Source organism: Altererythrobacter chaiwopuensis (genome assembly GCF_054957755.1).
Window position 1 is genome coordinate 528116 of sequence record NZ_JBTXJG010000001.1, and the last position, 11894, is coordinate 540009.

General features: G+C 61.4%; 14 protein-coding genes. 7 read left to right on the forward strand and 7 right to left on the reverse strand.

The features are described 5' to 3' along the window. Positions 1-24: 24 nt before the first annotated feature. Both ACX2DJ_RS02700 and ACX2DJ_RS02705 read right to left on the reverse strand, forming a co-directional pair. A complete protein-coding gene (locus tag ACX2DJ_RS02700) occupies positions 25-1524 on the reverse strand; it encodes a TolC family outer membrane protein (protein WP_462570851.1) in 1500 nt (499 codons plus the stop codon). Next, a complete protein-coding gene (locus ACX2DJ_RS02705; RefSeq protein WP_462570852.1) occupies positions 1512-2063 on the reverse strand; it encodes a protein-L-isoaspartate O-methyltransferase family protein in 552 nt (183 codons plus the stop codon). The genes ACX2DJ_RS02700 and ACX2DJ_RS02705 overlap by 13 nt, the downstream gene beginning before the upstream one ends. Positions 2064-2241: 178 nt before the next feature. On the opposite strand from ACX2DJ_RS02705, the gene ACX2DJ_RS02710 reads away from it, so the two are divergent. The 3 genes from ACX2DJ_RS02710 (at position 2242) to ACX2DJ_RS02720 (ending at position 5890) form a co-directional block, all read left to right on the forward strand. Continuing rightward, complete coding sequence (locus ACX2DJ_RS02710) at positions 2242-3768, forward strand: fumarate hydratase (protein ID WP_462570854.1); 1527 nt, start codon at positions 2242-2244, stop codon at positions 3766-3768. A gap of 99 nt (positions 3769-3867) precedes the next feature. Beyond that, complete coding sequence (locus ACX2DJ_RS02715; RefSeq protein WP_462570856.1) at positions 3868-5139, forward strand: sensor histidine kinase; 1272 nt, start codon at positions 3868-3870, stop codon at positions 5137-5139. Next, the gene (locus ACX2DJ_RS02720; protein ID WP_462570857.1) at positions 5132-5890 is read left to right on the forward strand and encodes a LytR/AlgR family response regulator transcription factor; all 759 of its coding nucleotides are present in this window, start codon (positions 5132-5134) and stop codon (positions 5888-5890) included. Before ACX2DJ_RS02715 ends, ACX2DJ_RS02720 begins: the two co-directional genes overlap by 8 nt. A gap of 114 nt (positions 5891-6004) precedes the next feature. Here the strand turns inward: ACX2DJ_RS02720 and ACX2DJ_RS02725 are convergent, their stop codons facing one another. Further along, the gene (locus ACX2DJ_RS02725) at positions 6005-6301 is read right to left on the reverse strand and encodes a UrcA family protein (protein ID WP_462570858.1); all 297 of its coding nucleotides are present in this window, start codon (positions 6299-6301) and stop codon (positions 6005-6007) included. A 223-nt stretch (positions 6302-6524) separates the two neighbouring features. Here ACX2DJ_RS02725 and ACX2DJ_RS02730 point away from each other — a divergent pair, with 223 nt between their 5' ends. After that, the gene (locus tag ACX2DJ_RS02730; RefSeq protein ID WP_462570859.1) at positions 6525-6791 is read left to right on the forward strand and encodes a hypothetical protein; all 267 of its coding nucleotides are present in this window, start codon (positions 6525-6527) and stop codon (positions 6789-6791) included. A gap of 42 nt (positions 6792-6833) precedes the next feature. Next, positions 6834-7595 carry a metallophosphoesterase family protein gene (locus ACX2DJ_RS02735; protein WP_462570860.1) on the forward strand — a complete coding sequence of 254 codons (762 nt, stop codon included), beginning with the start codon at positions 6834-6836 and terminating at the stop codon, positions 7593-7595. 65 nt (positions 7596-7660) lie between these two features. Here the strand turns inward: ACX2DJ_RS02735 and rpsI are convergent, their stop codons facing one another. The 4 genes from rpsI to ACX2DJ_RS02755 form a co-directional block, all read right to left on the reverse strand. Beyond that, positions 7661-8197, reverse strand: coding sequence for a 30S ribosomal protein S9 (rpsI, locus tag ACX2DJ_RS02740; protein ID WP_462570861.1), 537 nt, complete (start codon positions 8195-8197; stop codon positions 7661-7663). After that, positions 8197-8676: a 50S ribosomal protein L13 gene (gene rplM, locus ACX2DJ_RS02745; protein WP_462570862.1), complete on the reverse strand. Its 480-nt coding sequence runs from the start codon at positions 8674-8676 to the stop codon at positions 8197-8199. Before rplM ends, rpsI begins: the two co-directional genes overlap by 1 nt. 290 nt (positions 8677-8966) lie before the next feature. After that, on the reverse strand, positions 8967-9278 hold the full coding sequence (cutA, locus tag ACX2DJ_RS02750) for a divalent-cation tolerance protein CutA (protein ID WP_462570864.1): 312 nt from the start codon (positions 9276-9278) through the stop codon (positions 8967-8969). Then, positions 9275-10348, reverse strand: a complete 1074-nt coding sequence (locus tag ACX2DJ_RS02755; RefSeq protein WP_462570865.1) for a COX15/CtaA family protein — start codon at positions 10346-10348, stop codon at positions 9275-9277. Before ACX2DJ_RS02755 ends, cutA begins: the two co-directional genes overlap by 4 nt. A 106-nt stretch (positions 10349-10454) precedes the next feature. On the opposite strand from ACX2DJ_RS02755, the gene ACX2DJ_RS02760 reads away from it, so the two are divergent. Then, on the forward strand, positions 10455-10838 hold the full coding sequence (locus ACX2DJ_RS02760) for a MerC domain-containing protein (RefSeq protein ID WP_462570866.1): 384 nt from the start codon (positions 10455-10457) through the stop codon (positions 10836-10838). Between the two features lie 18 nt (positions 10839-10856). Beyond that, positions 10857-11849 (forward strand): sulfur carrier protein ThiS, encoded by a 993-nt coding sequence (thiS, locus tag ACX2DJ_RS02765; protein WP_462570868.1) that lies wholly within the window; start codon positions 10857-10859, stop codon positions 11847-11849. The last annotated feature ends 45 nt before the right edge of the window (positions 11850-11894 follow it).

Sequence of the window (11894 nt, forward strand, 5' to 3'; positions counted from 1 at the left end):
CCGCCCAAAAACCGGGTGACACTACTAAGGCGTGCCGCCATCCGATTCATCAAGCGGCCCAATCATCGCGTCAGGCGCCGGGATGTCAACGGTTCTTGTTGACGTTGCCGCAGGCTCAGGGTCGCGTTGCCAGTCAAACATCGCGCCCCGCACCCGATCGTAATTCGCCCGTGGGTCATACAGCACGCTGCCGGTGTCCAGATTGAGGTCGCGCGCCTCGGCTTTGCCCATCGCGGCAAGCACGCTGAAGCCGGCAACATAGGCGTTGCGGCGGGCCGTCACCAATTGTGCCCGCGCCGACAGCAGTTCCTGCTCTGCATTGAGCACATCAAGGATTGTCCGGTTGCCGATGGAATTCTCTGCACGCACACCCTCCAGGCTGAGCTCGGCGGCGGCCACTGCGGTTTCGGAGCTTTCGATCACGGCGTTCGACGCTTGCCAGTTCGAATAGGCGGCGCGGACTTGCGAGATGATGCTTCGCTCGGCCGCAATAACTTGCTCGAGAGCGGCAGTCTCGCGGGCAAAGGCCTGGCGCTGGCGAGCGGCGGGCAAACCGCCCTGGAAAATCGGGATGGTTACCTGCACGCCGACATTGGCGGTGGTTTCATTTTGCACGAAATTGGCTGCAACCGGACCGCCCAGCGTTCCGTAAAAGTCGGCGTAATCAAGGTTGGCGAAGACGCCCACCGTCGGCAATCGCCCAGCACCTGCCACTTCAGAATCGAACCCAGCGGCATCGGCGCGTTCGCGCGCGGCAATGAGGTCAGGATTGCTTTCCAGCGCGGTTTTTACCGCCTCGCCAACGGTTTCGGGCAGGCCGGGCAGCGGCGGCGGGGACTCAAGCTCGCCCGGTGCACGGCCAACCAGCTGGATATAGGTTTCGCGTGCGGCGATCAGGTTTGCCTGGGCATTGCGCAGGTCGCCCTGTGCCACCGCCAGGCGCGATTGGGATTGCGCCACGTCAGTGCGGGTCAATTCGCCGATCTCGAAGCGGTCAGAGGTGGCCTGCAAATTTACGCTCAGCACGTCGACCTGGTTGCCTGCCAGCGTGGCCAGCGCCTCGGTGCGCAGCACATCCATATAGGCGGCAACCACCTGACTGAAGATCACGCTTTCCGTGCCGCGCAGATCGGCCTCACCAGCGGAAACGCGCCGCTTGGCTGCCTTGATCCCGTTGCGTACGGCACCGCCGGAATAGACCGGCACAGTCATGTCCAGGCCGGCCTGGACCCGCCGTTTGGGGGCGGTGAAGCTGTTGGGCGAAACTTTCACAAACTCGATATGGTTGGCGGTCGCAGAAATATTATGCAGCCCCTGCGCGCGCTGAATCGGAACCTCCTCGTCAACCGCGCGCTGCTGTGCGCGTGCAGCGATCAAGTCAGGATTGGTCTCATAGGCACTGATCAGCGCTGAACGCAGATCATCGGCCTGTGCCGCCGCCGGGGCCAGCGCAGAGCCCAGCAGCAAGGCAGCCGCGATGCGCCGCAGGTTTGGGCCCCGGTCAGGCAAAATCAGAAACTCCATTCCTTTGGACGGTCGAAGGAATGCAGCACCGGTATGCCGATTTCAGCCAGCGGCTGCAGCGCCACGTTGCCGCCAGTCTTGCGCCCGGTGGCCAGGCGAGTGACCCCGCGCAACACCAGCCCGGTTACGATACGCCCGCCTTCTTCGATCCGTTTGGCAAGCGTATCGGGCAATTGCTCGATCGCTCCGTCGATCATGACAAGCGAAAAGGCCTTGCGGCCCCGCTTGTTTTCCAATGCTTCTTCCACCGACATGGTTTCAAGCTTTCCTGCCAGCGGACGCACAAGTTCGGCGAGATAGCTGGAACCGGATTCCACCACCAGCACGCCGTCATCAAGCCCTGGCCGCGCTTCGGCCAGCATCATGCCGTGCACCAGCGGGGCGGCGAGGAAACGTCCTTCGCCAAGCGGGATGGCGCGATCCATATAGGCGATGGAACGTACGCCTTCGGGCACGAAGTTCTCACGCGCCACCGATCCCATACGCGCGAGCACGAAGGGCTCGTTCACGCCGCTGGTGCGGAGCTGGCTATCGATCATGGCTTTGCGGGCTAAAGACATATCACTCTTCGTCATGGTTGTTACCGGCTGTATTACACACACAACACACTAGGTCAATTACCTCTAGCGATTGCGATGCTTGCAGCCAAGCGCTTTGACGCTAGGTGCGCGAGGGGACTAAGGGGCGGTGGAATCGACCGACAGGAGCGCAGCTTCGATGAGCGACATGACCATTATCCGCGAAGACGATCTGATCGAGACCGTGGCGGATGCGTTGCAATACATATCTTACTATCATCCGATGGATTACATTCAGGCGCTGGGCAAAGCCTATGACGCGGAACAGGGGCCTGCGGCGAAGGATGCGATCGCGCAGATCCTGACCAACAGCCGGATGTGCGCAGAGGGCCACCGCCCGATCTGCCAGGACACCGGCATCGTCAATGTCTTCATCAAATGGGGGCAGGAGTGCCGCCTCGAATCGCGGCAAAGTTTGCAGGAAGTGGTCGATGAAGGGGTGCGCCGCGCCTACAACCATCCTGAGAACAAGCTTCGCGCCTCGATCCTGGCCGATCCCGCCTTCACCCGCCGCAACACCCGCGACAACACTCCCTGCGTGCTTTCTGTCGAAATGGTGCCAGGCAACAAGATCAGCATTGATGTCGCGGCCAAGGGCGGGGGCAGCGAGAACAAGTCCAAGTTCAAGATGATGAACCCCAGCGACAACATCGTCGGCTGGGTGCTCGAACAGATCCCGTCGATGGGCGCCGGATGGTGCCCCCCGGGCATGCTGGGGATCGGGATTGGCGGCACGGCGGAACATTGCATGAAGCTGGCCAAGCAAAGCCTGATGGAACCGATCGATATGGCTCAGCTGAAGGCGCGCGGCGCGCGCAGCGATATCGAGCAGCTGCGGATCGATATTTTCGACGCGGTCAACGCCACCGGGGTCGGCGCGCAGGGGCTGGGCGGGCTCTCAACGATTCTTGACGTCAAGATCCTGGACTGGCCGTGCCATGCGGCGGGCAAGCCGGTGGCGATGATCCCCAATTGCGCCGCTACGCGCCATGCGCATGTGGTGATGGACGGTTCGGGCCCGGCCTATATCCCGCAGCCCGATCTCGATGCCTGGCCCAAGGTGCAGTGGCAGCCCGACGCAGAGGCCAAGCGGGTCGATCTCGACAATCTTACGCCTGAAGAGGTAGCGAGCTGGAAGGCGGGTGACCGGTTATTGCTTAATGGCACAATGCTGACCGGGCGCGACGCCGCGCACAAGCGCATCCAGGAAATGCTCGACAGGGGTGAAGATCTGCCGGTGAATTTCAAGGGCCGCGCGATCTATTATGTCGGCCCGGTCGATCCGGTGATGGGTGAAGTGGTTGGCCCGGCCGGCCCGACCACGGCAACGCGAATGGACAAGTTCACCGAGATGATGCTCGATCTTGGCCTGCTGGCGATGATCGGCAAGGCCGAGCGTGGGCATGATGCAGTCGAGGTTATCAGCCGTTTCAAGGTATCCTACCTGATGGCGGTGGGCGGTGCAGCCTATCTGGTTGCGCGGGCGATCAAGGAAGCAAAGGTGGTCGCTTTCGAAGACCTTGGCATGGAAGCGATCTACGAATTCACGGTGAAGGATATGCCTGTCACCGTCGCGGTCGACAGCGAAGGCACCAATGTCCACACGCTGGCCCCGGCGCAGTGGAAAGAACGGATTGCAAAGGATAAATTGCTCGAAAAGGGCTGAAGCCGGAACGTTCGTCGTTCGATGAACTTTCGATGAACGGCATATCTTGACCGACGACGGATTCGCCTTCCATAAAAGGCGGGTCTAGGTGGTGATGCGATGGACAAAAGCTTATTTGAATCGCATGCCCGGGTTCCGTTCCGCACCGTAGTAATCTCGATTGTATTGTTGTGGGCGGTCTATTTCGCGCTTGCGACGATCCGATGGGAGATACTCGGAGTCGGCATGGGGCTCGAGATGATGCGCCTGCGTGCGATCGTGGCTGTGGCGGGAGTCGGGGTCACAATTGTCCTGTGGTTGCTGCTCCGCCTGTTCGATTCGCGTGCCCTCTGGGTGCAGGCCACCGCCGCGCTGCTGCTGGCAGCCCCGGCATCGGTAATGCTGGCGCAGATCAACTATTACGTTTTCGCCGACATGAATACGAAAATGGAGCAAATCTTCGTTGATATCGCATCCGGAAAATCGCCACCTGACGGCGGTCCGGAATCTGCCCAATCCTCCGCCGATAGGAACGCCGCGAGCGAAAGGGAGCCTGGCGAAGCGGAGGAAGCGGGCATTTCCGAACCGGACATATTCGTGGAAAACGACGCCTTGCGGGGCGCGCGCCAGATCAATCGCAAGATCGACTTGGGCATGCTCAGCTTTTTGGGGCCTCTGACTGAAATCGCCTTCAGCCGCTATTTCATGATGCTGGCGTGGTGCTCGCTTTATTACTCGCTATTGGCGATTTCGAAAGCGCGGCTGGCCGAGCGGCGCGAGCAGGAATTTCGCAATGCAGCGAAGGCGGCCGAGCTGCGGAGCTTGCGCTATCAGGTGAATCCGCATTTCCTGTTCAACACGCTCAATTCGCTTTCGTCTCTGGTGATCACCGGCAAGGCCGAACGCGCAGAACAGATGATCCAGCTGATATCGCGCTTCTATCGCCATAGCCTGGCTGACGATCCCACGACCAATGTCACACTGGCCGACGAATTCGACCTGCAGCGGCTCTACCTCGCCATCGAGGCGGTGCGTTTTCCGGAGCGGCTGCGGAGTGAATTGATCCTGCCGCCCGAACTCGCCGATGCGCGCGTGCCGGGCATGATCCTGCAGCCGTTGATCGAAAACTCGGTCAGATATGCAGTCTCGCCGGTCAATCGGCCGGTCCTGATCCGGGTGGAGGCGCGCGAGGAGTTCGATCGACTGGTGATCACCGTCAGCGATGATGGGCCCGGAGTGCCAGATAATGTGCGCAACGGTTTCGGGATCGGCCTAGCCAATGTGCGCGACCGGCTGGAGGCCCGTTTCGGCCCCGATATCGTACTTGAGTCGGGCCCGGTTCCTGGTGGATATCGCACCGAAATGCGCATACCATTGACGCGCAATGGCTGAATCAGAGCAAACCGATGCGCCGCTGAGAACGTTGATCGTTGACGACGAGCCTCTCGCCGTCGAACGGATCCAGGTGATTTGTGCTAAGCTGAGCAAGATCAACGTCATCGGAACGGCAAGCGATGGCGCGGCGGCACTGCGCCTCGCCGAGGCGCTTGCGCCCGACCTTATGCTGCTCGATATGACCATGCCTGAACTCGACGGGTTGGGTGTCGCACACCAGTTGGCCGGGCAGGAGAATCCGCCTGCAATCATTTTCGTGACAGCCCATGATGGCTTTGCGGTCGAAGCATTTGACCTCGAAGCGGTCGATTACGTGCTGAAACCGGTTGCCGCCGATCGGCTCGAGCGGGCGATTGAAAGAGCGGTCTCTCGCCGCGGGTCAGAGCGCAACAGCACCAGCGAATGGCTTGAAGAACTGTGGGTGCCGCACCGTTCGGAACTGATCCGTATCGCAGTGAACGAAGTGAGCCGGATCGATGCCGAGCGTGACTATGTGCGGCTGTTTGTCGGCGATCCGGCCGAAGGTGGGCGCAGCTATCTGCTGCTGCAGACCATCGCGGGGCTGGAGAAGAAACTCGACCCGAGTGAGTTCATCCGCATCCACCGATCCACCATTTTGCGTAAGGATCGCATCAGGGGTCTGAGGCACGATGGACTGGGAGTGTGGTCGGCAGAGCTGGATTGCGGCGAGGCATTAAGGATCGGGAGGACATATCTGCCAAAGGTCAAAGCGATGGCCGGGCGCTGATAGTGCTGTGTTTGAGCCGCTGATAAGGCCGCCTGTAAAGATGCGGCCTGAACCCCGGGACTGGAAAGGGCTCAGGCCGCAAGGCCGCACTTGCGTGCTTGGGGGTGCGTCGGGTTAACCGCCGAGCTGTTGTTCGCTGACAATTTGCGCGAATTGCGCCTTGGCACTTTTGCGCGCTTCATTCAGGCAGCGGCTCTGATCGGGCGGGGTAATGCGGCTGCCAGTGCGAAGGCCGTCAACGCCGCAAGCCTGGCGAGCTGCACGTTCGAGGCGCTGCTCGAGCTTCTTCTGTCCTTGCTCGGTCGCGAGATTGAGATCGTGATAGGACACAGATACGCTTTCGCCCTGGGCCTCTCCGGCAATTGCAGGCGTGGTTGCGAGCGCTGCACTGATCGCGGCAGCTGCAAACATGGATTTGAACATAGTTTCCTCCATTTGCGGCGATCTCGGAAATGAGGGGGGAGAGAGACCGGATCCGCACAACAGGAGATAGGCGATTGCCGGTGCCCAATCAGCTTGCACTCGACATGCACGCAATCCGTATCGACCGGAGCTACGACATACTGATCGATGTCAGATCGCGCCCGACGAACAGCCATTTCCAATCGATGGAAGTTTGCGCAATAATATGACCATGGCGATGGTGATCATCTTTCTGCTGGGGATCGGCAATTTCACTCTGCACAAGGCGGTGCTCGAAAGCCGCCATCCTATGCTGGGGCAGATGCCGTGGTTCGTGCACATGCTAGGCGGCAGGCTGACGCTGGTAACGGAATTCCTGATCCTGCTTGCCGCGCTGCTGCTGGCGTCCAACGGCTGGCCGGGCCTTGCGTGGGGCTATCTCGCCTACACAGCGCTTAACTGCTTCGCCGCCTGGCTGATACTGACCGACCGGATCTGATGCTTTGCTTTCATGCTGCAGCGAATCTGCTAGGCGCCAAACATGGCTAGTGACGCCTCCGTACTGTTCCATGTCAGCGATACCCATTTCGGGGTAGAGGATCGCGCTGCCACGGCCTGGTTTGAGGCGGCGGTGCATCTCGAGCGCCCCGACGCGGTGATCTGCACCGGTGATCTCACTCAGCGCGCGACCCATCGGCAATATGCCCTTGCCGCAAAGTGGTTCGCCAGCCTGGGCGTGCCGCTTATGGTCCAGCCTGGCAATCATGACATGCCCTATTACAATTTGTGGGAGCGCTTCCGCAGGCCCTATGCACGCTTCGGATCGCTTGAGCGGGCCGTGGGTGCAGAGATCGTTCTGGAACATGCCCTGATCGTGCCCTTCGATACCAATGTTCCCGCGCAGTTGCGCTGGCCCTGGTCGGACGGGGTGGTCACGCGGCGTAACCTCGATGCGGCGCTGGCGCGGTTGGAAGCTGTGCACTCAGATCCACGCCCCAAGCTGGTTGCTTGCCATCATCCCCTGTTGGCGGATGAGGATGGGCGCAGGAATCCGACCATTCGCGGGGATATGGCCTTCGCTGAACTGGCCGCGGCAGGGGCCGCCATGGTGCTATCGGGCCATGTGCATTTCCCGTTCGACCAGGTCCGCTCGCGCGAAAACCATGCCATGCGGATGGTAGGGGCGGGGACATTGTCGACCCGGCTGCGCAGGGCGGCGCCGCCGTCCTACAATGTCGTGCGGATTGACGCCGCAGGCATCATCGAAGTTGAGCAACGCGATTTCATCGCTCAGCCTGCCTGACCTTGAGCGCAAACAAAAAGGGCGGCCCCGAAGGACCGCCCCTTGATTTTCCGCAAGGCTGGAAATCAGCGCTTCGAGAACTGGAAGCTGCGGCGAGCCTTGGCCCGGCCATACTTCTTGCGTTCGACCACGCGGCTGTCGCGGGTAAGGAAGCCAGCGGCCTTGACTGTGGAGCGCAGCGCCGGCTCGTACTTGGTCAGCGCCTGCGAAATGCCATGCTTGACCGCACCGGCCTGGCCCGACAAGCCGCCGCCACGCACAGTGGCGATCACATCATACTGGCCTTCACGCTCGGTGATGCCGAAGGGCTGATTGATGATCAGTCGCAGCGTCGGACGCGCGAAGTAGGCTTCCTGATCCTTGCCGTTGACAGTGATCGTTCCCTTGCCGGGCTTGATCCACACGCGGGCCACGGCATCCTTGCGGCGACCGGTGGCATAGGCGCGGCCCTGCGGGTCGAGTTCCTGTTCGCGCAGGGGCACTTCGGCCACAGCGGCGATTTCGGCTGCATCGCCTTCGGGCACATCGCTGGCGATGTCCTTCAGATCCGCCAGATCCGAAACGGTTTCGTTGCTGGTTTCGCCAGAGTTCTCGATACTCATTATGCGGTGACCTTGTTCTTGCGATTCATGGAAGCTACGTCGAGCAGCTGCGGCGCCTGGCCATCATGCGGATGCTCGGTACCGGCATAGAGGTGCAGCGCCTTCATCTGCTGGCGACCTAACGGGCCGCGCGGGATCATGCGCTCGACAGCCTTTTCCAGCACGCGCTCGGGGAAACGGCCTTCCAGCACCTTGGCCGGGGTGGTTTCCTTGATGCCGCCGGGATGGCCGGTGTGCTTGTAATATACCTTATCGCCCATCTTCTTGCCGGTGAACTTCACCTTGTCGGCATTGATGACGACAACATGGTCACCGCAATCGACATGCGGGGTGTAGCTCGGCTTGTGCTTGCCGCGCAGGATGTTGGCGATGATCGTTGCAACGCGGCCGACAACCAGGCCATCGGCATCGATCAGGTGCCATTTCTTTTCGACCTCGGCCGGTTTTATGGACCGGGTCTGCTTGCTAAGCGCCTTCATGGGTTCAACTTCCTAGATTTGGGTAGCCGCAGCGTCTGCCGCCCCAGCCTCGAATCGCGCCCGTGACTTTTTGCCGCAGGTGCGAGAACGGGGCGCAAATGCCGCCTGAGTGCGCGCAAGTCAAGCAAAACCGCGCTTTTCAGTGGAGGTAAAATAATACCGTTTGATTTTGCGCGTCCAGGTTTCGCGCATGGCCCAGCGCTCGCGCGAGCTCCGTTTGCTCCAGCCGCCGCGCGCCCTCGATCAAGCCGTCAGCGCCGGGCATGACCGGGGATATGCCATCAATCTTCTCACTCCCTCAAAGAGCCAAGCCAGGCCTGTGTGGCAGTTGAAGCTGCATCGCACTTCCAACCCATAATTGCAGGAGCATCATAGGGATGGAGTGCCGCCAACCGCCCGGCAGCACGGTCAAGCAAGGCGGCATCGGTCTTGAACAGCACCCCTATTTCCTTGCCGCTCTCGCGCGCACCGCCCCATTCGAAGATCGATTCCACATCCGGGAGCAGGTTGGCGCAAGCGATCAGTTTCTCATCCAGCAAGGCATTCGCTACTTCGCGCGCAGCGCTGCGATCGGGAAAGGGGCACCAGATCAGCGCGCTCATGCCCCGCCCCGACTGCGCCGACCGTCTGCATGCATGCCCCAGGCAAGGCCCGCCACCAGCAAAGCCCCGGTCAATTGGTGTGCCACCGCAACCCACAGCGACACTTCGCTCAGGACCGTGGCTATGCCCAGCACTACCATGGTTCCGAACGCACTATGGATGGCGATCGAAGCGCCGCGTTCACGTGTGCGTACGCGCCGTGCCAGCCACACCAGCGCGGCGACAGCAACCCAGGCCCACCAGCGATGGAGAAAGTGCAGCAGGAAGGGATCATGCGTCAGCGCCCAAAGCCAGCCCCGGGCCAGGTCCGGCTGCGGGAAGAACCGCCCATTCATCAACGGCCAGTCATAGGCGGCGTGACCCGCGTTGAGCCCCGCCACCCAGGCCCCGAGCAAGAGCTGGACAAACACCGTGATTGCCACGATCAGCGATGGGCCGGTGAGGCCGGCGGGCCGCGCAGCAGGATCCTTCGCAAGCTGCTGCAGATCGCGCGCGGTCCATACCAATCCGCCCAACGTGAAGAAGGCAGTAAGCAGGTGCACCGAAAGCCAGAAATGGCTGACATCGGTCATTTCGCCGCTAAGGCCAGAACGCACCATCAGCCAGCCGAAGGTCCCCTGCAACCCGCCCAGCGCCAGCAGCGCCAGCAAGCGCAGCTTGTAACCCTTAGGAATGGCTCCCTTGATCCAGAACCAGGCCAGCGGCAGGGCAAAGGCAAGTCCGATGAGGCGGCCGAGCAAGCGGTGGAACCACTCCCAGAAGAAGATGAACTTGAAATCTGCCAGCGTCATGCCCGCCGGCCCGGCCTCGTAAAGATATTCGGGCGTTTGGCGGTAAAGGTCGAACTCGGCTTGCCACGCCGCCTCGCTCAGCGGGGGCAGCACGCCGGTAATCGGATTCCATTGCGTAATCGAGAGCCCGCTTTCGGTTAGCCGGGTAATTCCGCCCACCATGACGATCACGATCACCATCGCGGCGATCACATACAGCCAGAATGCAAGTGCCAGGGGGCGTGCCGTTTCACGCACTGGCGCCCCGCAGGTGGTTTGCGTTTCGACGTGTGTAGCCATGGACCGGCATCTGCGCAGCGCGCCAGAAAAGTGCAAGTCCATTCGCCGCAAGATCGCTTGCACCTCTTGCAAGATGATACACCATAACATAGATACAACCGGTACCATGCCAGTAAACAACATCTCGATTCGCCGCCGGCTTGACCGTGCGGGCATCTGGCTTTCGAGCCTTTGCCTGCTGCATTGCCTTGCGACTATCCTGATTGTTTCGGTGTTGGGATTGGGCGGGCAATTGCTGCTTGCGCCGGAAATCCACCGCTACGGCCTTGCCTTGGCGCTGATCATCGCGGCGGTGGCGATCGGCTGGGGCGCGCTGCGCCACCGGCGCCCTGCGCCGTTCGTGACGGCAATGATGGGGCTTACCTTTATGGGCGGCGGGCTTGCCGTGCCGCATGGCTGGCACGAGGCGGCGCTAACTATTATCGGCGTGGCGCTGGTTTCAATCGGCCATTTGCTCAATATGCGATCGCACTTGCCTGACACGCATTGAGGCTTATGTGGCCCTTGTATGAGCGCCACCAAGACCATCACACTCAACGGCGATACGCGCCGGACCACAGCCCGAACCATCGCTGCGCTTGTACGCGAGCTCGAGCTTGAACCGGCCAAGGTTGCGGTTGAGCGCAATCACGTGATCGTGCCGCGCTCGACACTGGAAGAGACCGCCCTGTCCGATGGAGATATGCTGGAGATCGTGCATTTCGTTGGCGGCGGTTCTGCTGCGGCAAAGGCGGATGACAGCTGGAGCGTGGCGGGCCGGACATTTCGCTCGCGCCTGATCGTGGGCACCGGCAAATACAGGGATTTCGAGCAGAATGCCGCCGCGGTCGAGGCGTCAGGGGCGGAAATCGTTACCGTGGCGGTGCGCCGGGTCAACGTCAGCGATCCCAAGGCACCGATGCTGACCGACTATATAGATCCCAGGAAGATCACCTATCTGCCCAACACCGCCGGGTGCTTTACTGCCGATGAAGCCATCCGTACCCTGCGGCTGGCGCGCGAGGCGGGCGGTTGGGACCTGGTGAAGCTGGAAGTGCTGGGCGAGGCGCGAACGCTTTATCCCGACATGCGCGAAACGCTTAGAGCGACCGAAGTATTGGCGGGCGAAGGCTTTCTGCCGATGGTCTATTGCGTTGATGATCCGATCGCGGCGAAGCAGCTGGAAGATGCCGGCGCGGTGGCGGTGATGCCGCTCGGCGCACCCATCGGTTCCGGCCTTGGCATCCAGAACCGCGTCACGATCCGCCTGATCGTCGAGGGCGCGAGCGTGCCGGTGCTGGTCGATGCGGGTGTGGGCACTGCGTCGGATGCGGCAGTGGGCATGGAGCTGGGCTGCGACGGGATTCTGATGAATACCGCGATCGCCGAGGCAAAGGATCCGGTCCGCATGGCGCGCGCAATGAAGCTGGCTGTCGAGGCAGGGCGCGAAGCCTATCTCGCCGGGCGCATGGGGCGGCGCATGTATGCCGATCCGAGTTCACCGCTGGCAGGCCTGATCTGACTTCGGGTTAGTTTCCGGCGGCTGACCATGGCCCTGTGCGCAAGC